Raw genomic sequence first — 21806 nt, forward strand, 5'->3', positions numbered from 1 at the left:
CAGTCTGCGCCGATTCGGCGCAGCGTCAACCCACACCTCAGTGTTCACTGAGGTTAGGGCGCCCTTCCTCTCCGGGAAACGTATCCCCACCCCGGTTCGTCGGCACGTCGTGCGGGGCCCCCTGTGAAATAGTGATGACGCCACGACGCACGCAAGCGCCCTGATCGCCTTCAGGACGACGAACGGAGAAGCATCCATGGCCCCAGAACCATCGGAGACACGACGTCGGCTGCCGATCTGGGGCTTTGTGCTCCTGGTCATCGGCTACCTCCTGGTGATCCAGACGGTGCCCGAGCTGACCAAGCCGAGCGGCACCGAGTACGGGAATTTCGAGAGCATCGCCGAGATCACGCGAGGCCTGTGGGTGACCACCGGCCTCGGCTGCCTGATCGTGGTGATCGTGGTCGGGGTCCTCCGGTGGTGGCGTCCGGTGTTCGTCGAAGAGCATCGGCTGCCCCGCTGGGTGTGGGTGTTCCCCATCGTGCTGCTGATCGCGGTGGCCGCCGGGACCGCCTATTCGCGGCTGGCCGACAAGGGCCTGACGTACACCATCCTGCTCTTGATCGGCACGATGGCCGTCGGATTCAGCGAGGAAGGCATCTTCCGCGGCGTGGGTGTGGTGACCTTCCGGGAGGCGGGCTACAGCGAAGGGATGGTCGCGCTGTGGACGTCGGTGATCTTCGGTCTGGCGCACGCCACCAACATCTTCTCCGAGGGGCTCGGCGCGATCCCGCAGGTGCTCACCACCGCGGTCGCAGGCTATTTCTTCTACCTGACCCGCCGGGTGTCCGGGTCACTGATCGCCGCCATGGTGATGCACGGGTTCTGGGACTTCGGGTTGTTCACGTGCACCATCGGTGACTCGATCAGTCTCGGCGCGTTCCTGTTCATACTCGCCGACATCGTGCTCGCCATCGTCGCGCTGGCCACCATCCGCAAAGTGTTTCCACGTAAGTCGCCGGAGAGCGGACCCGCGGCCTCCTGAGCTCCATTCCGCTGGGTCGGACTCCCAACGCTCCGTGACTTGGGCTGAACCGATGTCTTCGGCTGAACCGATGGATTCGGCTGAACCGATGTAGAAGCACGATTATCTCCGCTGTACAGATGCAACACCGCGCTGAATCATGGTTTCCAACGAACCGATTCCATGAACAGCGGAGGTTGAGATGATCGACCAGCAGATCGAGGTCCTCGTCGTCGGTGCGGGTCAGGCCGGCATCGCGATGAGCGAGCACCTCGGCGCGCAGGGCGTGCCACATCTCGTGGTGGAGCGTGACCGGGTCGCCGAACGTTGGCGCTCGTGGCGATGGGATTCCCTCGTCGCCAACGGACCGGCCTGGCATGACCGCTTTCCCGGCCTCGAATTCGACATCGACCCCGATGGCTTCGCGACGAAGGAACAGGTCGCCGACTACCTGTGCACCTATGCCGAGAAGATCGACGCCCCCATCCGCACCGGCGTGGAGGTGCGAGCGGTCCGTCGCAACGACGGACGCCCGGGATTCACCGTCGAGACATCGGAGGGCACGATCGATGCGCGCTACGTCGTCGCCGCGACCGGCGCGTTCCAGAAGCCGGTCATTCCCCCGGTCGTGCCACCGGACACCCGCATCCACCAGATCCACTCCAGCTCGTACCACAATCCCGAAGAACTGCCCGAGGGCGCCGTGCTGATCGTCGGCGCCGGCTCGTCCGGCGTCCAGATCGCCGACGAGCTGCGCAGATCCGGGCGTCAGGTCTACCTCGCGGTCGGGCCCCACGACCGTCCGCCGCGCAGCTATCGCGGACGCGACTTCTGCTGGTGGCTGGGCGTTCTCGGCAAGTGGGACATGTCGTCCCCACCGCAGGGAGCCGAGCACGTGACCATCGCCGTCAGTGGCGCACACGGCGGCCACACCGTCGACTTCCGTTCGCTGGCCGCGAGCGGCATCACCCTGCTGGGCCGAGCCGGCACCTACGCCGACGGCACCCTGGAGTTCGATGACGACTTGCGCGCCAACATCGACGCCGGCGACGCGAACTACCTGTCGATGCTCGACGAGGCGGACGACTTCGTCGCCCGCACCGGACTCGATCTACCCGCGGAGCCCGCTGCGCGCACTCTCGGGCCCGACCCCGCCTGCGTCACCGACCCGATCCGGCATCTCGAACTCACCGCCGCGGGGATCACCTCGATCGTGTGGGCAACCGGCTTCGCGCACGACTACGACTGGCTGCAGGTGGACGCCTTCGATGAGGACGGACGGCCGCGCCACCAGCGCGGCGTCTCGTCGGAGCCGGGTGTCTACTTCCTCGGCCTGCCGTGGCTCTCGCGGCGCGGATCGAGCTTCATCTGGGGTGTGTGGCACGACGCGAAGTACCTCGCCGATCAGATCGCGATCCAGCGGGGCTATCTGGCCGCGTACCCGGCCGGCGAGAACACGCCGTACGCCGATATCCCGGAGCCGCAACCGGTTTCCTGACATCCAGCCCCGATCACCACTGCCGAGAGGATCATCGCCGATGACCAGCACGCACACGCCCGAGGTGACCCACACCCGCATCCGGCCGTTCAACACCCGCGACACCTACCCCGAACAGAACCTCGACAACGATCTGTGCCAGGCCGTGGTGGCCGGCGGAGTGGTCTATCTGCGCGGACAGATCGGTCAAGATCTCGACACCCGCGAATCGGTGGGCATCGGCGACGTCGAGGCCCAGACGGAGAAGGCGATGAGCAACATCGCCCTGCTGCTCGACGAGGCCGGCAGCTCGGTGCGCGACATCGTCAAGGTCACCGTGTACCTCACCGACATCCGCTACCGCGAGACCGTCTACCGCGTGATGGGTCGCTGGCTCAAGGGTGTCTACCCGGTGTCGACGGGGCTCGTGGTCGAGGCATTGGCCCGCCCGGAGTGGCTGGTGGAGATCGACGCCACGGCCGTGCTCAGCGAGCCGAAGGAGACCGGCCGATGACCCTCTCACTGGTGGCACGCGACCGCGAGACGGGCGCCTTCGGCATCGTGATCTGCTCGTCGAGTCCCGCTGTGGCCGCCCGCTGCGCCCATGCGCGAGCCGGCGTCGGTGTGGTCGCCTCCCAGAACATCACCAACCCCGCTCTCGGTCCGGCCGTCCTCGACCAGCTCGCCGACGGAGCGACCGCCGAAGCTGGACTGAAATCTGCACTGGCACAAGAGCAATTCCCGGAACACCGCCAACTGACCGTCGTCGACACCCACGGCGACACCGCGGCGCACTCCGGTGCGCACAGCCTCGGTGTCCACGCCGACGCACAGGGTGACGGTGCCGTCGCCGCCGGAAACCTGCTCGCCGACCGGGACGTGATCGCCGCGATGCTGTCCGGTTACGTCGAAAGCGGTTCGGACACCCTCGAAGAGCGTCTCCTCGACGGTCTCCGCGCGGCTCTGCGCGCCGGGGGTGAGGCGGGTCCGGTGCATTCCGCGGGCCTGCTGGTCGTCGACGATGTCCCCTGGCCGGTCACCGACCTGCGCGTCGACTTCGCCGAGGACCCGCTCACCGACCTGACCAACCTGTGGCAGATCTGGCAGCCACAGAAGAACGACTATCGCGTGCGTGGCGTCGACCCCACCCGGGCACCCTCCTACGGCGTACCGGGGGACCTGTGACAGCCCTCGATGAGGTTCTGACGTCGCGCGTGGCGTCCGCACACCCGGGTCTGGTCGCACTGTCCCGCGATCTCTTCGATCATCCCGAGGTCGCCTGGGAAGAGGAGCGTTCCGCACGTCGGGTGGCCTCGTCGTTGACGGATGCCGGGTTCGACATCACCGAGCGGTATTGCGGCCTCGACACCGCGTTCGCCGCACGGATCGGCACCGGGAACCTGCACATCGCGTTGTGCGCCGAATACGATGCCCTCCCCGGCCTCGGGCACGCCTGCGGGCACAACCTGATCTCGGCCATCACGGTGGGAGCAGCGGCGGCGCTCGCACCCCTGGTCGACGATCTCGGTGTGACCCTCTCCGTTGTCGGCACCCCTGCCGAGGAGGGCGGCGGCGGAAAGATCGAACTGCTCGAACGCGACGGATTCGCCGGCCAGCATGCGGCCGCGATGGTCCACCCCGGGCCCGCCGATGTTGCCCGCGCACATCCGTTCGCGGTGTCGCACAGCCACATCGAATACCACGGGAAATCCGCGCATGCGGCCGCCTACCCGGAGCGTGGCACCAACGCCGCCGACGCATTCACCATCGCGCAGATCGCGATCGGCCTTCTCCGGCAGCAGCTCCCCTCATCGGTGCGGGTACACGGCATGATGACCCGCGGCGGCGAGGCACCCAATGCCATCCCCGAACACACCGAGGGACGCTGGTACGTGCGCGCCGAGACGCTCGCCGAGCTCGCCGAGGTGGAACCCCGGGTCATGCGCTGCTTCGAGGCCGGGGCGCTCGCGTCCGGCGCAACACTGACCGTGACGCCGGAATCCAAGCCGTACGCCGAGTTTCGCACCGACGAACTCCTGCTCGCCTGCTACGAGAGGCGAGCGCTCGCGGCCGGCCGACGGTTCGGCACCGGACCCGACACGACGATGTCGCGGGCATCCACCGACATGGGCAACGTGTCCCAGGTGTTGCCGGCGATCCATCCCTACATAGGCATCGACTCACTGCCGGCGGTCAATCATCAGCCCGAATTCGCCGCCGCGACCATCACTCCCGCGGCCGAGACCGCCATCGCGCAGGGCGCACTCGCGCTCGCCGGCACCATCGTCGACGCGGCCACCGAGTCCGCCGTCCGCGGCCATCTGCTGTCCGCCAACCCGGCCTCCGGGTAGCCGCGGCCACCACCCGAGCCCCCGCTGGCCGAGTAACCCGCGAGCCACCAGGCGATCCCCCGCTAGCCGAGTAACCGCCACCACCACCCGAGTCCCCGCTGGTCGAGTAGCCCGCGAGCCGCCAGGCGAGCGAGCGTATCGAGACCACGCCCACGATCCGCAGACGGGACAACGCCGATGACGAACACCACCCGCACCGAACACGATCTGCTCGGCGACCGCGAGGTACCCGCCGACGCATACTACGGCGTGCACACCGCACGCGCCCTGGACAACTTCCCGATCAGCGGAGTACCCATCTCCCGGAACGCCGACCTCGTCTGTGCACTCGCTGCGGTGAAACAAGCAGCGGCCGAGGCGAACCGCGAACTCGAGCTCCTCGACACCGAGATCGCCGACGCGATCATTGGGGCCTGTATCGAGATCCGTGACGGCCGGCTGCACGACCAGTTCGTCGTCGACCAGATCCAGGGCGGCGCCGGCACGTCGACCAACATGAACGCGAACGAGGTGATCGCCAACCGCGCGCTGGAGATCAGAGGCCACGCCCGTGGCGACTACCGCATCATCCACCCGCTCGAACACGTCAATCTCGGCCAGAGCACCAACGACGTGTACCCGACCGCGGTGAAGATCGCCCTGGGCACCGCTTCCCGGTCACTCGCGAGCGCCCTGCGCGGGCTTGTCGAACAGTTGAGCACGAAGTCTGTCGAGTTCGCCGACATGCTCAAGATCGGCCGCACACAGCTGCAGGATGCGGTTCCCATGACGCTCGGTCAGGAGTTCGGGGCCTTCGCGGTCACCATCGGCGAGGACGCGGACCGGATCGACGAGGCGTCGGTGCTCATCGCCGAGATCAACTTGGGCGGCACGGCGATCGGAACCGGGCTCAACGCGCACCCCCGCTACGGCGCACTCGTGTGCGCTCGCCTCGCCGAGATCACCGGGCTGCCGTTGTCCACCGCGGGCAACCTCGTGGAGGCCACCTCCGACGTCGGCGCGTTCGTGCAGCTGTCCGGGGTGACGAAGCGGGCCGCGGTCAAGTTGTCCAAGATCTGCAACGATCTACGCCTGCTGTCCTCCGGTCCACGCGCAGGTCTCGCGGAGATCAATCTGCCTCCGGTGCAGGCGGGCTCGAGCATCATGCCCGGCAAGGTCAACCCGGTGATTCCGGAGGTCGTCAACCAGGTCGCCTTCGAGGTGATCGGCAACGACCTCACCGTGACGATGGCCGCGGAGGCAGGCCAGTTGCAGCTCAACGCCTTCGAGCCGATCATCGCCCGGGCACTGCTTTCCTCGCTGAGCCACTTGAGGGCTGCCGTCGATGTGCTGGGCGACCGGTGCATCCGCGGGATCACGGCCAACCCGGACCGCATGCGTGATGCCGTGCTCGGTTCGGCCGGGCTGGCCACCGCACTCAACCCGGTGTTGGGCTATCAGGCGGCCACCGCACTCGTCGCGGAGTCGGTCGCCACAGGCTTGTCGATCCCGGAGCTGGTCCGTCGCTCGGCGCTGGTCGACGACGAGGTGCTCGAACGTGTCCTGAGCCCGGACCACCTCTGCGGGCCGAGAACTCCCGCGCCACACTGACAGAAGCCCCGACGGGCAGCGGCCGGCTGTTGGCAGCGGCGGGCTGTTGGCAACTGCCGACTGTTGCAACAGCCGACTGTTACGTCAGCGCAGCGCATCTCAGTGCGGCGGCGAGGAATCGGCGCAGCGTGACGCGCACCGTTGCCGGGTGGACGTGCCGGGTCCGGCCCACCAGGTGCAGCCCGAATCCGTCTTCGAGAGCGACCGCCGCCGCGGCGATGTCGCCGACGTCACCGTCGACCGCGAACACACCGTCGGCGACGCCGCGGTCGATCACCTCCCGGTAGAGCGACACCTCCAGGTCGAAGAGTTGTGTCATCAACTCGGCGTGCCGAGCCGCACGCGCGCCGTGCAGGTGCAATTCGTAGAGCGCCGGACTCATCGGATCGTCGGGATCGCAGATGCCCAGTTCGACCAGAGTGCGCAGTCGCTGCACCGGGTCCGAGATGTCGGCGATGGCTTCCTGGCGCGCACGATAGAAGCGGGTCACGGCCGCCTCGTGGACGGCGAGCAGCAAGTCGTCGAGCTCCGGGTAGTAGTAGGCGACCGACCCCGGCGACAGTCCCGCGGCGGCGGCGATGTCCTTGATGCGCAGCCCGACGAGCCCGCGCTCGGCAATGGCGAGGGCTGCGGCAGTGATGATCTCGGCGCGACGGGCGTCCTGTCGGCGGGGGCGGGCCATGGTTCGCCAATCCTGCCTGCTACGGCGTCACGGATGCAAATGGGGGCATTGCTTCGGCCGCGCCGATGAACAGCTTCGAATATTCGCAAGACGAGATGTAGGCAACAGAGTAGCGCCCCGGCATCGCCGCAGGTTACCGTCGAATCATTCTTTGCGATTGAACTCAAAGAATCCTGGATCCCCAGCGATCACCACCGATCGACGGCCAGGGACCCCACGGTTTGACCCGCAGCCCCTGACCACCAGCCTCGACCCCCAAGCCACGACCCCCACAGCCCCACTGATGGAGACATCCCATGCGTGACCCTCGCTACGACATCCTGTTCGAACCGGTCAAGATCGGACCGGTCACGGCCCGGAACCGCTTCTTCCAGGTGCCCCACTGCAACGGAATGGGCTACCGCGACCCGTCGGGTGAAGCCGCCATGCGTCGGGTCAAGGCCGAGGGCGGATGGGCCGTGGTCTGCACCGAACAGGTCGAGATCCATCCGACCTCTGACATCGGGCCGTTCATCGAACTGCGACTCTGGGACGACCAGGACATGCCGGCCATCGCCCGCATCGCCGAGCAGATCCACGAGGGCGGCGCACTCGCCGGCATCGAACTGGCACACAACGGCCTCAACAGCCCGAACCTGATCAGCCGTGAGACCCCGCTGGGGCCGCAGCATCTGCCCGTCGTGTCGTGGAATCTCGACCCCGTCCAGGCCCGCGCGATGACGAAGGCCGACATCGTCGACCTCCGCAAATGGCATGCCGACTCGGTCCACCGTTCGCTGAAGGCCGGCTACGACATCGTCTACGTCTACGCCGGCCACGCGATCGGTGGTCTGCACCATTTCCTCTCGCCGCGTTACAACAACCGCACCGACGAGTACGGCGGCAGCCTGGAAAACCGCGTCCGGCTGATCCGGGAGATCCTCGAGGACACCCGCGAGATCGCCGACGGCAAGGCCGCGGTGGCCTGCCGGATCTCGGTCGACGAACTCCTCGGCGACGACGGCATCACACGCGCCGAGATGCAGGACGTCTTCGGGCTCATCGGTGAACACCCCGATCTGTGGGATCTGGTGTTGGGCAGCTGGGAGGACGACTCGGTGACCTCCCGCTTCGGCCCCGAGGCAGAGCAGGAACCCTTCGTCACCGGACTCAAGCAGCTGACCACCAAGCCCGTCGTGGGCGTCGGGCGGTTCACCTCTCCCGACACCATGGTGCGGCACGTCAAGAGCGGCATTCTCGACCTGATCGGCGCCGCCCGGCCGTCGATCGCGGACCCGTTCCTGCCCAACAAGATCGAACGCGGCGACCTCGAGGACATCCGCGAGTGCATCGGCTGCAACATGTGCGTGTCGGGCGACTTCACCATGTCCCCCATCCGTTGCACCCAGAACCCGACCATGGGCGAGGAGTTCCGGCGCGGCTGGCACCCCGAACGCATCGCCCCCAAGGCGTCGGACTCCTCGGTCCTCGTCGTCGGGGCCGGCCCCGCGGGACTGGAAGCCGCTCGCGCCCTGGGCAATCGCGGCTACCCGGTGACACTGACCGAGGCGTCACGCACCCTGGGTGGCCGCGTCGCCCGAGAGTCGAAGCTGCCCGGGCTGTCCGCGTGGATCCGGGTCATCGACTACCGACTGCAGCAGCTCGACCGGCTCGACAACGTCGAGGTCTACCGCGAGTCGCCGATGACCGAGCAGGACATCCTCGAGTACGGCTTCGACCATGTGGTCGTGGCCACCGGATCGTCGTGGCGGCGGGATGGCGTGGGCCGCTGGCACACCCACCCGATTGCCGTCGACTCCGCCGCCGACGTACTGACCCCCGACGACATCATGACGGGCATGCGCCCCACAGGAAATCGGGTCGTCCTGTTCGACGACGACCACTACTACCTCGGCGCCGTGATCGCCGAACTGCTGGCCAACGAGGGCTATGCGGTCACCCTGGTGACCCCCGTTCCGCAGGTGTCGCAATGGACGACGAACACCATGGAGGCCCACCGCATCCGGGCCCGGATCATCGAGGCCGGCGTCGAGGTGCGCACCGACACCACCGTGACCGCGATCGGTTCCGACCGCGTGGACACCGCCTGCCGGTTCACCGGTCGGGCCGGTGCGCTCGAGGCCGACTCCGTGGTCTTAGTGACCGCACGACTCCCCCACGACGAGCTCTACACCGCCCTGCACGCACGCCAAGACGATTGGAGCGCAGCGGGGATCAGCACGGTCAAGGGCATCGGCGACGCCTGGGCGCCGTCGACGATCGCCGCCGCGGTCTGGTCGGGTCACCGGTTCGCCGAGGAACTCGACGTGCCGCACAACGACGATCCGGTTCCGTTCCGTCGTGAGGTCACCCAGCTGTCCATCGAGCCGGTGTTCCACGCGCCCGTCGCGAGGGTGTAGTCCGCCGCCGGCAACACGATCACGCATCCCATCGCCGTCGGCCGAGTGTCACGTGAGGCTTCGTCGCACTCGGCCGGTGGCGTGCCTTTCCCGCAGGCGACCGATACCTCAGAAGGGCGGCGGTGGACCCTCGTTGTTGCGCTTGCGGTTTCGATTCCTCTCGGCCCGACGGCGGGCGTGTTTGTTCGCCGTCCGACTGCGCCTGCGGGTCGGGCGTTCGGCGTCGTCACCGGTGCCGGTGCCGGTGCCAGTGCCGGCGGGCGGGGCCTGGGGTACGGCGGTGAAACGGGCACGTCGTAGGCCCGGGAAGAGATCCTCCAGCGTCTCGGCCTCTCCAGGAATCACCAGACCCTCGGGAGTGACCGTCTCGGTGCACAATCGGCCGTTGACGTCGCGCCACATGTCGTCGAGCCACTCGCCGAAGGTCTTGAGCAGATGCCAGGGACGGCATTTCGGATTCATGTTCTCCGAGGTGGTCTGGCCACCGCCGGCCGGGTTGCCGTGGTCGAACTCGCGCACATGCTCGCCATCGCACTCCCACGCACTCTTGCCGCACCCGGGTTCGCTGCAGTAGCCGTGACGGATACGAATGAACTCGTCGAGCGCGGTGGTCGGCCGGTACGGGTCTGACGCGATCGACCCGGGCAGCGTGAAGGTGCCGTCCGGGTTCATGGGGGTGTTCGGCGGGATCAGATGGGATATCCGCGCATCGGGACGGGCGGCCAGTTCACGAACATGCGCGCCGTCGATGACGCCGTGGCCCTCCATGAAGCCGGGATTGTCGGCCCGGCCCGCCAAGGTGGCCTCGTCGGTCACCACGTGGACGACCACCTTCGGCGTCACCGGCATCACTGCGGTCGACCCGGCCGTACCCGCCGTACCCGCCGTGCCCGACGGGCCTGCCGGGTTGCCGTCGGAGTCGGTGTCGAGTTCGAGGGTCGCGGCGGTGACCGAGCAGTCATCGCGGCCACATTCACAGGTGTAGTCGCTACCGCTGAGCAGCGCGAACTCGGCATCCGAGAGACGCTGATTCTTCGTGCGACCGTCGTGCTCGCACACCCTGGCGGCCACGGCCTCGATCCGCGCGTAGGCGATGCGCGCGTTCTCCGCCGACATCACCCCGGTCAGTTCGGCGGTCCCGTCGCCGCGGTTCTCCAGCCACACACCACGTTTGTCCACAGCGTCTTTGCGACGCTCACGCACCGCATCGGGATCCTGGCGGAAGACGATGCGATCAACCATGTCCCGCAACCGTTGCGCCGAGTACGATCCGGCCCGCAGCCGCTCGGCGATCTGCGCGTCGACCAGGGACGCATAGTCCTGACCGTCGATCAGCGCGGTGCCGGTGATGATCTTGCGGGCTTGCCACTGGGCGACGACCCCGTCGCCCAGGCATTCCAACACCTTGGGGAGCCGGTCGCGCAGGGTGATGGCCTCATCGAGCAAGACTTCCGCCTGATGGCGGGTCATGTTGCGCAGCTGCGCAATTCGAGTGGCGGCGTCGGCGAACCCGTCGACGACATAGCCGTCGGTGTCCTCACGGGTGGCGACGAGACGATCGAACAGTACGCCGGCGAACCGGTAGTCGGCATACGCGAGGTACGAGTGCCCGCGGTCGATGTCCTTCATCCCCAGCAGCAGATCGTTGATGTCCGCATCATCGGCCCGATCGAGTTCGATGCCGCCCACGTACTCGCGCGACAGGCCGCGCCACAGCGGCGTTTCGGCTGACGGGGCGGCAGACGAGGACACGCGCGACCTTCCAGAGATGCGGACACGGCTGCAGGACACCCACGTTCGTCTCTGATCTGCGACACCCGAGAGCGGGTGACGCGGTCCCTCATTGCTCTGTAATTCCTGCTGACAACAAACTTACAACCGGGCACCGACAAGTTTTCTCGGCCGCGGGTTGCCCTTCGTGACGCGCGCTCGCTCCGCTCGCGGGCTCCTCAGGGACCGGATGGTGACGCGCGCTCGCTCCGCTCGCGGGCTCCTCAGGGACCGGATGGTCACGCACACCCTCTTTGCTCACGGCCTCCACAGGGACCGGATGGTCACGCACACCCTCTTTGCTCACGGCCTCCACAGGGACCGGATGGTCACGCACACCCTCTTTGCTCACGGCCTCCACAGGGACCGCATGGTCACGCGCACCCTCTCGCTCACGGGTTCCACAGCAACCGGATGGTCACGCCCAAGCACTTTCGCTCACGGGCTCCACAGCTACCAGTTGGTGACACACGGAAGTCCGCGCTCACTCCTCGGCGTCACTCCCGAAAAGGTTCCGGCACAGATCAGCCACCACGCTCGCACGACGTGTCGGTTTGGCGGCGACGGCGTTGAGCAGAACCATGGTCAGCGCCGGCACGTCGTCGGCGATCGGCACTGCGGCAACCTGGTGACCGTCGAGCGCCATCGGCACCGCCGACTTCAGGTTCAGCACGGTGTAGGCGAGCCCCCGTCCGACCAGTGCCCGGCAGGTCTCCACCGTCGTCGACCGGTACCGCACGTTCGGGGTCACTTCCGCCTCGGCGAAGACCCGCCGGAAATAGTCGCGGCTGTGCGGCAGATCGAGGAGCGCCATCGGCTCGTCGGCGAGCTCGGCCAGGTGGATCTCGCGGCGCCCCGCCAGCCGATGATCGCCGGCCACCAACACATACGGCGGCAGGGTGCGCAGCGGCCACCGCTTCAGGCGTGGATCGTCGACGAGGTCGTAACCGATACCCAGTTCGAACGTGCCGTCGGCGACGCCCTCGGCCAGGTCGGCGAGATCGACCTCGGAGGTCTGCAATCGTAGCTTCGGCAGCTTGTCGGCCGCGGTGGAGAGCAACTCGGGCAGCAGATAGGGGGCCGTCACCTCGAAGCATCCGATCGAGAGCGTGCCGGTGAGAGAACCGCCGAGACCCTGGGCCGCGGACCGGAGATCAGCGGCCGACGCGAGCAACCGGCGGCTGGCGACCAGCATCTCCCGGCCCGCCGGCGACAGCGTGATCCCCTTGGCGTGATGGCGGACCAGCAGTTGAACGCCTAGCGCACCCTCCAGATCTGTCAGCGCGGTCGACATCGCCGACTGCGACAGATGCACCGCCGACGCAGCACCGGTGATGCTGCCGGCCTCGGCCACTGCGACGAAATATTCGAGCTGCCGCAGCGTGTAATCGGCCATCCGCCCACCTCGCTTCGCACCGACCCGGATTTGGTTCGATGCAGCCGATCCTAAACCAAGAAAACACCGACTGTACAGATGATGTGCAAGCCCGCAAGCTGGTAGAACGCATTACAGCACCCCACTCTGAGCAGGAGTTTCCCATGGGAGCACAACCCGAGCTGTCCGACTCCGGATCGCACGACTCAGTCCATCTCCGGCACTCGCTGAAGCGCCTCGACGTTCCGATCATGATCCTGTCGGCGCTGATCAGCCTCGACATGGTCGGCGAGATCTCGTCGTTCGGCGGTGAGACCTTCACCTGGCTCCTGGTTCTCGGGCTGCTGTGGATGATTCCCTATGGCCTGGTCACCGCGGAGCTCGGCAGCGCGTTCCCCGACGAGGGTGGTCTCTACGAGTGGGTGAAGCGAGCCTTCGGAAAATTGGCCGGTTCGCTCGCGACGATCATGTACTGGTCGATCAATCCGCTGTGGATCGGCGGCTCGCTCGCCTTCATCAGCACCGAGGCGTGGAGTTCGTTCATCCACCCGGTCGGCACCGGCACGCTCGGCGACCTCGCGTTCAAGATCGCATTCGTTCTCGGTTCCGTCGGTATCACCCTGCTGGCGATGCGGCGCGCCCGGCTCATCTTCCGAGCCGGCACCTACATCAAGCTGATCCTGGCGGCAGTGTTCCTGGTGACCACCCTTGTCTACGGCATCCAGCACGGCTTCCACGGCATCGGCGCGGTGTCCTGGTCACCGACGATGACCGGATTCCTGGGGCTGGTCCCACTGCTGCTCTTCTCACTCGTCGGCTTCGAGGTGCCCAGCCAGGCCGGCGGTGAGATGCAGAACCCCCAGCGTGACGTCCCGCGCGGTATCGCGTTCGGCGGACTCGTCGGCATCCTGGTGTACGCCCTGCCCGTCCTGGCGCTGCTGCTCGTCCTGCCAGCCGACGAGATCACCGGCATCGCCGGATTCATGGCGGCCGTCAACACCGTGTTCGGTGTCTTCGGTCCGGCCGCGTCGGTGATGGTGAAGATCGCCGTGATCGCCTTCATCCTCGCCCTCGGTATCACCGGCGCCACCTGGGCGATGGCCGCCAACCGAGCGTTGGCCGTTGCCGCGGGCGACGGCGGGTTCTTCCCCTACTTCGCCAAGTTCGACGAACGTACGGACAACCCGCTGCGGGTCGGGATCTTCACCGGTCTCATCGCCCTCGTCTTCATGGTCGCCGGGGTCATCTTCTCCGGCGGCGACAGCGCCGCCACCTTCGGTGTGGTGCTCACCATCACCATCTCCACGTCGCTGGTCGCCTACGTGCTGGTATTCCCCGCAGCGCTGCGCCTGCGGTTCACCCGGCCGACCACGCCGCGTCCGTACGCCGTTCCGGGTGGAACGATCGGGATGACCATCGCCGTCGGACTGACCACCTTCTGGGCGGCGCTCGGCGTGTGGGTCGCCGTGTTCCCGGGCACACTGGAGCACCTCTTCGGCGTCGACTACGCCTTCCTCGACACCTGGGGCGTCTCCCGCATGCGGTTCGAGGTGTTCACACTGGGCACCCTGGCCGTACTCACCGTCATCGCCGTCGCCGGCTACCTGCGTGCCCGCAGTGTCGCTGTGATCAAGCCCGATTCGGCCGACGTCCGATGCGAGAACCTCACCGAACCCGTCAGCTGACCACAGCGACAACCGACAACCACACCGACAACGAAGGACGACGACATGACGACCACCGAACTGACCACTCCCGAACTCGTGCGAGCCGATGAGGACGCACGCGCCGCGATGACGCCGAGCGAATACGTGACCGCCGAGACTCTCCGTGAGGGCGAACCGCGCGAGCGCGAAGCGATCCACCTGACCAGCGACGACGAGAAGTTCATCGTCGGCTCGTGGGAGGCACAGCCCTACACCGAGTACATCGAGTCCTACCCTGGCGACGAATACGCCCGCGTGCTCGAAGGTTCGCTCACGCTGACCGGCGACGACGGCATCGCACACACGTTTTCGGCGGGCGAGGCGTTCACGCTGCGTCGCGGGTGGCGCGGTGAGTACCGCGTGACCGAGCCGCTGCTCAAGCAGTTCGCTCTCTACCTGGCCTGATCAGAGAAAGTCGCCATCACCATGTCTGACCTCACCTCGATCGACTGGCATGCACGCACCGCCGCGATCAAGTTCCCCACGGCCGCCTTCATCGACGGCCGACAGGTACCCGCGGAGTCGGGCGACACCTTCGACGTCGTCAATCCGGCCACCGGCGAGGTTCTCGCCGCGGTGGCGGCCGGCGACGTCGCCGACGTCGACGCGGCGGTTTCGGCCGCACGCAAGGCATTCGACGACGGCCGATGGTCGAGACTGTCGGCAAGCGAACGCGGCGCGATCCTCAACCGGTTCGCGGATCTGTTGATGGAGCACGCCGAGGAACTGGCGTTGCTCGTGACCCTCGAGATGGGCAAGCCCATCCGGGATTCGATTGCGGTCGAAGTCCCCGGTGCCGCAGCAGTTTTCCGATATTACGGCGAGGTCATCGACAAGCTGCCCGGCGAGCTCCCGCCCACCGCGGACGGCAGTGTCGCGCTGGTGCGGCGGGTTCCGCTGGGCGTCGTCGGCGCCGTGGTTCCCTGGAACTTCCCGCTCGACATCGCCGCCTGGAAGCTGGCCCCCGCCTTGGCAGCAGGTAACACGGTAGTGCTCAAGCCGGCAGAGGAATCACCCCTGTCCGCGCTACGGATGGCACAGATCGCGATCGACGCCGGGATCCCGCCGGGCGTGTTGAACGTCGTCACCGGCCTCGGCGCCACCGCGGGACGTGCCCTCGGCCTGCACCCCGACGTGAATTGCCTGACCTTCACCGGTTCCACCGAGGTCGGCAAGAAGTTCCTGGCCTACAGCGCCGAGTCGAACATGAAGCAGGTGTGGCTCGAATGCGGCGGCAAGAGCCCGAATATCGTGTTCGCCGACTGCGCCGACCTCGACCGTGCCGCCGAGATGGCCTGCTTCGGCATCTTCGGCAACCAGGGTGAGGTCTGCTCGGCCAACAGCAGGCTCCTGGTGCAGCGCGAGATCCTCGACGACTTCGTGGCGAAGGTGATCGACCACGCCGCCGCCTATCGTCCGGGCGACCCGCTCGACCACGCCTCGGTCGCCGGCGCCATGGTGTCGCGCAAGCAACTCGACCAGGTGCTGAGCGCCGTCGACCGTGCACGCGAAAGCGGGCGAATCGTGCTCGGCGGCAACTCGATCGGAGACTTCGGCTGCTTCATGGAGCCGACCGTCATCGTCGACCTGCCCCTCGACTCCCCCGCGGTGACCGAGGAGATCTTCGGACCCGTTCTCGTCGTGATTCCCTTCGATACCGAAGAGGAGGCCGTCCGGTTGGCCAACGACACCCCGTACGGCCTGGCGGCATCGACGTGGACCGCGGATCTCGACAGGGCGCTGCGGATGTCGGATGCATTACACGCGGGCACGGTGTCGATCAACACCGTCGACGCGTTGTCGCCGGGTACCCCCTTCGGCGGATTCGGCGCATCGGGGTTCGGATCGGATCTCTCGGTGCACGCGATCGACAAGTTCACCGGGCTCAAGACCACCTGGATCGCACGAAGCTAGTGTCTCGTCGAGCGTCCCGGCGGGAGCACCGCAGGCAGGATGTTCTGGTTGCGCCGGAAGACGTTGTCCGGGTCATAGCGGGCCTTGAGTTCGGCAAGGCGCTGCGCGTTGGTCCCGTAACAGGCGCGAGCGACGTCCGGACCCTCGTCCATCACGAAGTTCGCGTAGCAGCCGGGTAGCGAGTAAGGACGCAGGGCATCGCGGAAGTCGTTCGCCCACCCCGCGATCGCATTCTGAAGGCCGTCGACGGGAGCGAGTCCGGCGAACATCTGCGCGAACGCCGCCTCGCGCCATGGCCATGCGGTGTCGGTCCGGTCCGCGCGGGCAGCCGCACCGTCGAGCGGATAGAGATGTGTCATGCACAAAGGTGTGGGTGTCGCGCCGCCGAACTCGGCGAACCTGGCTGCCGCCGCGTCCGGGAGATCCTCGAACAACAGTCCGGTCAGGTGGCCGTACCGGCCTGCGGCCGCACCACCGTCGAACATGGACTGCAGGACCGGATAGGGCATTCTCCCGACACCGTCGAGCAGCGGGCTCTCGGCACGAAATGGCGCCAGTGCGGCATCAGAACGATCCGCCTCAGCGGTGTTGCACCACATCAGCGCGCACACCGGCCGCAGGCGCAACTCCTCGGGCATGGTCTCGTCCGGCGGCAGGGTGAGGAGCGCAAGATAGGCGTAGATGTCGTCAGGCTGTTGTGCGATCCAGTCACGGAACAGCCGCACGAGGCGTTCGGTGTGCTCCAGCGGGAACATCATGGGTCCCCCGGTCACCATCGACACCGGGTGCGCGCGCATCCGCAGTTCGGTGACCACCCCGACGTTTCCGCCTCCGCCACGCAACGCCCACAGCAGGTCGTCGTCGCCGCCGGGCCCCGCCGTGACCATCGAACCGTCGGCGAGCACCACGTCCGCGCCGACCAGGTTGTCCACGGCCAGACCGTATTTGCGGGTGAGGTGGCTGATGCCTCCGCTCAGCGTGAAGCCTGCGAGTCCCACGGTGGACACCGTGGCGGTGGTCGTCGCCAACCCGTGTCGATGGGTGGCCGTGTCCACCTGACCCGCACGGGCCCCGCCGCCGATCGCGACGATGCCGCGTTCCGGATCCACCCGTACGTGATCGATGGCACGCAGGTCCACCACCAGCCCGCCGTCGACGGAGCTGTGTTCGGGTGCGCTGTGTCCGCCCGCGCGGACGGCCAACGGGATACCGTCGGCGACGGCGCATCGAACCGTGGTGGCGACATCAGCCGCGTCGGCACAGCGGACCACCGCGGCCGGGTGTCGGTCCTGCACGTGGTTGTCGATCTCTCTGACCGCGTCATAGACCGGATCCCCGGGTTCGACGATGTCGCCGTGCAGCCTGTGTGCGAGCGCGTGGATGAGCCTGTCGGCGGTGGTGGCCATGACGCCCTCCTTGGTCGGGAACCTGGTGCTGGTGTCCAGCGTCCGACCAGCCGAGCGATCCAGCATCGGTGAAAACCCTCAATTCCCGGAGCGGATCGCGTCCTCGTGTCGGACGACGTAGGCCGCGGCTTCGGCACGATTGCGCAGCCCCAGCTTGAACAGGACATTGCGTACGTGCCGTTCGACCGTCTTGCGCGAGAGGAAGAGTCGGTCGGCGAGCTCCCGGTTGGACAGCCCCTGGCCCAGTAGGGTCAACACCTCGCGCTCACGCTGGGTCAGCTCGCCGAGATGTGCCGGTCCACCGCGCGCGGCCCGGACGCCCAGCTGGCGTAGGCGGGCGGCCGCTTCGTCGGCATCATGTCCGGCACCGAGCCCTTCGAAGGCAGCGAGAGCGGCACGGGCCTCGTCGACGGCGTCGTCTCCGTCGAGTACCCAGGAAAGTCGGAGTCGGGTCCGGGCGGCCTCGAGCGGGAGTCGCAGGCGACCGAACATCCTGAGAGCCTGTTCGAGTTCGCGGATGTCGCCATGCATCCTTCCTGCCGCTCGCAACGCCCTCGCACGCAGTTGCTCGCAATCGGTCTCATCGGCGAGGCCGCACAGGTGTTCCACCACGGTCTCGTCGTCACAGCCCACCGTCGCGAGCAGCTCCCAGACCAGTGCCGCTTCCACGCAGGGCCCGAGACCTGGGCGATACGAATCACGCCGGTCCTCGGCCCCGTCATCGAGAGCACCCTGCAATTCCCGGGCGCGCCGAAATGCCAGGCGCCGGGCCGAGGCCGGGTCTCCACGCGTGATGGCGAGCATCGCCAGCGGGTAGCTGCTGGTGACGTACGCCTCCAACCCGTCGAGCAAACCGGCGGCCTCATCGGGTCTGCCCTGCACCAGCCGAAGCTCCGCCAGCCGGGCCGCCGCCTCGGCGTAGACCGCAGGCTCTGCCGCCGCCCCGACACGCAACGCCTCGCGTAATTCGTGCTCGGCACCGGCGAAGTCGCCCGCCGCGAACAGCGCGATCCCCAAGGATGTCCGGCACGTGGTGTGCAGGTGGAATCCGCCGAATCGCCGGCTGAAGGTGTCCGCGGCATGCACCCACTCGACGAGGTGTTCGACCTGTGCGGTCTCGGCACACGCGCTGACCAGATTACAGCCGACGTAGACAACGGTGTGTGGACGTTTCGCCTCCCCCGCCAGCCCGGCCGCCATCGCTTCATCGAGGAGCGCCGTCCCCTCGGACTGCCGGCCGGTTCGGACGAGAACCGCGCCGAGTTGGCTGATCGCACAGAGCTCGAGATCGCTGTCGCCCAATCTCGTGGCACACTTGCGCGCATCGATGGCCAGCGCCTCGGCGGCTGCCGGATCGGCGCTGTCATGCGCACGAATCAGGCTCACCCAGCCCCTCAGCGGAGCGAGATCGCACTCCTCGACCAGCCGTTTCGCCCGGGCGAGCCATCCTCGTGCGGCGGCAACGTTGCCCAGACTCACTCGTTGGACGAGGTAGAGAGCCACCGCCACCACGACGCTCTGCACGTCGTCGCCCCGGTGGCGGAAGGCGGCATAGGCCTGCTCCTGATGTCGCACCGCGGCCTCGGTCTCCCCCAGCCACCATTGTGCGTCGCCCAGGCCGGCGAGCGCCTCCCCGATCGGATCGCGTTCGACCACGGCCGCGAAACCGGTCCGGGCCGTGGCCCAGTCACCCGCCGCCGCCGCCAGAGCGGCCGCCGCGAGAGGGTCTCCACCGGGCTCACCCACTCCCCCAACTCTAGGCCTGCTCAGCCGGTTCCCCTACGTCGCCGAAGCAGGTGACGGCAGGGAAAGTTGTCGCGCTCAGTCCTGACCGTCGAGTTCGGACAGCAGACGATCGACGAACTCGGCCTGCGCCGGATTGAGTTTCACGCGCGCGGTCTCGGGGTCGACCCACGCGGCGCGGTCGATCTCGGGGAAGCTCTGCATTTTTCCGGATCGAGGCGGCCACACCATCTCGAAGGTGTTGCTGACGACAGTCGAGGTGTCCAGGTCACCCTCGATCCCAAATCCGGTCACCGTCTTCCCACTCGCCTGGGTGACGTCGCCGAGATCGAGCACCGGACCGTCGGGTGCCGGACTGCCGATCTCTTCGGCGAATTCACGTCGGGCCGTCGCCTCCGGCTGTTCGTCGGGTTCGAGAAGACCCTTCGGGATCGACCAGGCGCCGTCGTCCTTGCGGGCCCACAGCGGACCGCCGGGATGGGCGATGAGAACCTCGACGACGTCGGCGCGACGACGGAACAGCAGGAGCCCGGCACTGCGTTTGCGGGTGGCCATCGGACCATTCTGCCCCGCGCCCCTTCGCCGCTCGCCCGCGGACATTTTCAAGGTGGAAACACGGCCGTGACACGGCTGCGTCGTGTCCGAAACGTCCGACTCGTAGACACTGCATATGGCGGTTCTCGACACGATCAGACATGGCAAGACCACACCTCACCTGGTGGACGAGATACCGCCACTGGCCAAGCTGTTACCCCTGGGCATCCAACATGTCCTCGCGATGTACGCCGGTGCGGTCGCGGTGCCGCTCATCGTCGGCGGTGCGATGGTCAGCGCCGGACAGCTCGAGCAGGGCGACATCGTCCACCTGATCATGGCCGACCTGTTCGTCGCCGGTATCGCGACGATCACGCAGGCCGTCGGGTTCTGGCGGTTCGGGGTACGGCTCCCGCTCATGCAGGGCGTCACCTTCGCGGCGGTCGGACCGATGATCACCATCGGCACGTCACACGGCATCACCTCGATCTACGGGTCGGTGATCGCCTGCGGTGTGTTCATGATCGCGGCCGCGCCCATCGTCGGCAAGCTCATCAGATTCTTCCCGCCCCTGGTCACCGGCACCATCATCCTCATCATCGGCGTCTCGTTGATGCGGGTGGCCGCAGGCTGGTTCGGCGGCGGCACCGCGACGGGCGAGGACTTCGGCGAGCCGAAGGCGATCGCCTTCGGGTTCTTCACACTCGCGGTGATCATCGCACTCGAGCGTTTCGCCCCGGACTCCATCAAACGTGTCTCCGTGCTGATCGGCCTCGTCATCGGCACGCTCGTATCCATCCCATTCGGCATGACCAACTGGGACGCCGTCGGCGAGAACCCCTGGGTCGCGATCCCGCAGCCCTTCCAGTTCGGATTTCCGACCTTCGAGGTCAGCTCGATCATCTCGATGGTGATCGTCGGTCTCGTGATCATGACCGAGACCACCGGTGACATCGTCGCCGTCGGGGAGATCGTCGACAAGAAGATCACCCCGCAGAAACTCGCAGACGGCATGCGCGCCGACGGTCTGGGCACGGTCCTCGGTGGCGTGTTCAACACGTTCCCCTACACCGCGTTCGCGCAGAACGTCGGGCTGGTCGCGATCACCGGTGTCCGTACCCGGCACGTCGCGACGTGTGCCGGCATCATCCTCGTCGTCCTCGGATTGCTACCCAAGATGGGCGCAATCGTCGAGGGCATCCCGCAGCCGGTGCTCGGCGGCGCGGGTGTGGCCCTGTTCGGCATGGTCGCCGCCAGCGGCGTCCGCACGCTGACCAAGGTCAAGTTCAGCAACACCAATGTGCTCGTGGTGGCCATCTCGGTCGGCGTCGCGATGCTGACCGAAGCGAAGATCTACTACACCGACCGCTCGCTGGGCGACAGCCCCGTCAACGTCTCGCTGGACATGTACCACCAGTTCCCCGACTGGTTCCAGACGATCTTCCACTCCGGCATCAGCGCCGGCGCACTGACCGCCATCGTGCTCAACCTGCTGTTGAACACCAAGAGCACCTCACCGGATCCGGTCGACTACCACAACACCGGCGAGATCGAGGTGGTCACCAAGAACGGACTCGGCCTGTCCAGCGCCGACGCCATGCGGGCCGCCGCGTTCGATCCGCGTGACGCACTGGCGGCCGCCGATCCGGACACTCCACCGGAGACCCTGCGCTACCTCGCCGAGCACGATGAGGGCCTGCACCCGTTCATCGTCACCAATCCGGCGGCGCCCAAGGATCTGTGCGACTGGATCAAGAGCCTCGGCGACCCCAAGGTGACACGCTTGTTCGACGACTGGGACCAGCACACCGGCGGCGGGTTCTCGCGGCGAGGCTCCTGACACGACCGCGCGATCCTCACCGGCGCCTTCCGAGTGCGAGCGCCACCTCACCCTT

General features: G+C 67.2%; 17 protein-coding genes. 11 read left to right on the forward strand and 6 right to left on the reverse strand.

What is annotated here, in order from left to right; translation table 11 throughout:
* Positions 1–196 precede the first annotated feature (196 nt).
* The 6 genes from ACVT6V_RS24435 (at position 197) to ACVT6V_RS24460 (ending at position 6382) form a co-directional block, all read left to right on the forward strand.
* On the forward strand, positions 197–985 hold the full coding sequence (locus ACVT6V_RS24435; RefSeq protein ID WP_489896670.1) for a CPBP family intramembrane glutamic endopeptidase: 789 nt from the start codon (positions 197–199) through the stop codon (positions 983–985).
* Positions 986–1166: 181 nt separating this feature from the next.
* A complete protein-coding gene (locus tag ACVT6V_RS24440) occupies positions 1167–2462 on the forward strand; it encodes a flavin-containing monooxygenase (RefSeq protein WP_489896671.1) in 1296 nt (431 codons plus the stop codon).
* 40 nt (positions 2463–2502) lie between these two features.
* Positions 2503–2955 (forward strand): RidA family protein, encoded by a 453-nt coding sequence (locus tag ACVT6V_RS24445; protein WP_489896672.1) that lies wholly within the window; start codon positions 2503–2505, stop codon positions 2953–2955.
* On the forward strand, positions 2952–3626 hold the full coding sequence (locus tag ACVT6V_RS24450; RefSeq protein WP_489896673.1) for a DUF1028 domain-containing protein: 675 nt from the start codon (positions 2952–2954) through the stop codon (positions 3624–3626). Before ACVT6V_RS24445 ends, ACVT6V_RS24450 begins: the two co-directional genes overlap by 4 nt.
* Positions 3623–4792 carry a M20 family metallopeptidase gene (locus ACVT6V_RS24455; protein WP_489896674.1) on the forward strand — a complete coding sequence of 390 codons (1170 nt, stop codon included), beginning with the start codon at positions 3623–3625 and terminating at the stop codon, positions 4790–4792. The genes ACVT6V_RS24450 and ACVT6V_RS24455 overlap by 4 nt, the downstream gene beginning before the upstream one ends.
* Before the next feature lie 177 nt (positions 4793–4969).
* Complete coding sequence (locus tag ACVT6V_RS24460) at positions 4970–6382, forward strand: aspartate ammonia-lyase (RefSeq protein WP_489896675.1); 1413 nt, start codon at positions 4970–4972, stop codon at positions 6380–6382.
* A gap of 79 nt (positions 6383–6461) precedes the next feature.
* Here the strand turns inward: ACVT6V_RS24460 and ACVT6V_RS24465 are convergent, their stop codons facing one another.
* On the reverse strand, positions 6462–7064 hold the full coding sequence (locus ACVT6V_RS24465; RefSeq protein ID WP_489896676.1) for a TetR/AcrR family transcriptional regulator: 603 nt from the start codon (positions 7062–7064) through the stop codon (positions 6462–6464).
* A gap of 296 nt (positions 7065–7360) precedes the next feature.
* Between ACVT6V_RS24465 and ACVT6V_RS24470 the strand changes: the two genes are divergently transcribed.
* Positions 7361–9463 (forward strand): oxidoreductase, encoded by a 2103-nt coding sequence (locus ACVT6V_RS24470; RefSeq protein ID WP_489896677.1) that lies wholly within the window; start codon positions 7361–7363, stop codon positions 9461–9463.
* Positions 9464–9571: 108 nt separating this feature from the next.
* Here ACVT6V_RS24470 and ACVT6V_RS24475 read toward each other — a convergent pair whose 3' ends face one another.
* Together ACVT6V_RS24475 and ACVT6V_RS24480 are read right to left on the reverse strand one after the other, a co-directional pair.
* Positions 9572–11215 carry an HNH endonuclease signature motif containing protein gene (locus ACVT6V_RS24475; RefSeq protein WP_489896678.1) on the reverse strand — a complete coding sequence of 548 codons (1644 nt, stop codon included), beginning with the start codon at positions 11213–11215 and terminating at the stop codon, positions 9572–9574.
* Between the two features lie 502 nt (positions 11216–11717).
* A complete protein-coding gene (locus tag ACVT6V_RS24480) occupies positions 11718–12629 on the reverse strand; it encodes a LysR family transcriptional regulator (RefSeq protein WP_489896679.1) in 912 nt (303 codons plus the stop codon).
* A 143-nt stretch (positions 12630–12772) separates the two neighbouring features.
* On the opposite strand from ACVT6V_RS24480, the gene ACVT6V_RS24485 reads away from it, so the two are divergent.
* From ACVT6V_RS24485 to ACVT6V_RS24495, 3 genes are read left to right on the forward strand one after another with little or no spacing between them, the layout of a single operon-like run.
* Complete coding sequence (locus tag ACVT6V_RS24485; protein WP_489896680.1) at positions 12773–14293, forward strand: APC family permease; 1521 nt, start codon at positions 12773–12775, stop codon at positions 14291–14293.
* 45 nt (positions 14294–14338) lie between these two features.
* Complete coding sequence (locus tag ACVT6V_RS24490) at positions 14339–14719, forward strand: cupin domain-containing protein (RefSeq protein WP_489896681.1); 381 nt, start codon at positions 14339–14341, stop codon at positions 14717–14719.
* Between the two features lie 21 nt (positions 14720–14740).
* Complete coding sequence (locus tag ACVT6V_RS24495) at positions 14741–16228, forward strand: aldehyde dehydrogenase family protein (RefSeq protein WP_489896682.1); 1488 nt, start codon at positions 14741–14743, stop codon at positions 16226–16228.
* On the opposite strand, the gene ACVT6V_RS24500 is transcribed toward ACVT6V_RS24495, so the two are convergent.
* The 3 genes from ACVT6V_RS24500 to ACVT6V_RS24510 all read right to left on the reverse strand — a co-directional run bounded on the left by ACVT6V_RS24500 (position 16225) and on the right by ACVT6V_RS24510 (position 19932).
* A complete protein-coding gene (locus ACVT6V_RS24500) occupies positions 16225–17634 on the reverse strand; it encodes an FAD-binding oxidoreductase (protein WP_489896683.1) in 1410 nt (469 codons plus the stop codon). The genes ACVT6V_RS24495 and ACVT6V_RS24500 overlap by 4 nt on opposite strands.
* A gap of 78 nt (positions 17635–17712) precedes the next feature.
* Positions 17713–19380, reverse strand: a complete 1668-nt coding sequence (locus ACVT6V_RS24505; protein WP_489896684.1) for a LuxR C-terminal-related transcriptional regulator — start codon at positions 19378–19380, stop codon at positions 17713–17715.
* Between the two features lie 75 nt (positions 19381–19455).
* Positions 19456–19932 (reverse strand): NUDIX hydrolase, encoded by a 477-nt coding sequence (locus ACVT6V_RS24510; protein WP_489896685.1) that lies wholly within the window; start codon positions 19930–19932, stop codon positions 19456–19458.
* Between the two features lie 115 nt (positions 19933–20047).
* Here ACVT6V_RS24510 and ACVT6V_RS24515 point away from each other — a divergent pair, with 115 nt between their 5' ends.
* Complete coding sequence (locus tag ACVT6V_RS24515; protein ID WP_489896686.1) at positions 20048–21751, forward strand: nucleobase:cation symporter-2 family protein; 1704 nt, start codon at positions 20048–20050, stop codon at positions 21749–21751.
* The last annotated feature ends 55 nt before the right edge of the window (positions 21752–21806 follow it).

This window comes from Gordonia sp. LMA167, assembly GCF_058130025.1.

What these genes read in the sequence shown, in the direction of transcription:
- ACVT6V_RS24435 (WP_489896670.1), top strand. Translation starts at nt 197, where the DNA reads ATGGCCCCAGAACCATCGGAGACACGACGTCGGCTGCCGATCTGGGGC.
- ACVT6V_RS24440 (WP_489896671.1), top strand. Translation starts at nt 1,167, where the DNA reads ATGATCGACCAGCAGATCGAGGTCCTCGTCGTCGGTGCGGGTCAGGCC.
- ACVT6V_RS24445 (WP_489896672.1), top strand. Translation starts at nt 2,503, where the DNA reads ATGACCAGCACGCACACGCCCGAGGTGACCCACACCCGCATCCGGCCG.
- ACVT6V_RS24450 (WP_489896673.1), top strand. Translation starts at nt 2,952, where the DNA reads ATGACCCTCTCACTGGTGGCACGCGACCGCGAGACGGGCGCCTTCGGC.
- ACVT6V_RS24460 (WP_489896675.1), top strand. Translation starts at nt 4,970, where the DNA reads ATGACGAACACCACCCGCACCGAACACGATCTGCTCGGCGACCGCGAG.
- ACVT6V_RS24465 (WP_489896676.1), bottom strand. Translation starts at nt 7,064, where the DNA reads ATGGCCCGCCCCCGCCGACAGGACGCCCGTCGCGCCGAGATCATCACT.
- ACVT6V_RS24470 (WP_489896677.1), top strand. Translation starts at nt 7,361, where the DNA reads ATGCGTGACCCTCGCTACGACATCCTGTTCGAACCGGTCAAGATCGGA.
- ACVT6V_RS24480 (WP_489896679.1), bottom strand. Translation starts at nt 12,629, where the DNA reads ATGGCCGATTACACGCTGCGGCAGCTCGAATATTTCGTCGCAGTGGCC.
- ACVT6V_RS24485 (WP_489896680.1), top strand. Translation starts at nt 12,773, where the DNA reads ATGGGAGCACAACCCGAGCTGTCCGACTCCGGATCGCACGACTCAGTC.
- ACVT6V_RS24490 (WP_489896681.1), top strand. Translation starts at nt 14,339, where the DNA reads ATGACGACCACCGAACTGACCACTCCCGAACTCGTGCGAGCCGATGAG.
- ACVT6V_RS24495 (WP_489896682.1), top strand. Translation starts at nt 14,741, where the DNA reads ATGTCTGACCTCACCTCGATCGACTGGCATGCACGCACCGCCGCGATC.
- ACVT6V_RS24500 (WP_489896683.1), bottom strand. Translation starts at nt 17,634, where the DNA reads ATGGCCACCACCGCCGACAGGCTCATCCACGCGCTCGCACACAGGCTG.
- ACVT6V_RS24510 (WP_489896685.1), bottom strand. Translation starts at nt 19,932, where the DNA reads ATGGCCACCCGCAAACGCAGTGCCGGGCTCCTGCTGTTCCGTCGTCGC.
- ACVT6V_RS24515 (WP_489896686.1), top strand. Translation starts at nt 20,048, where the DNA reads ATGGCGGTTCTCGACACGATCAGACATGGCAAGACCACACCTCACCTG.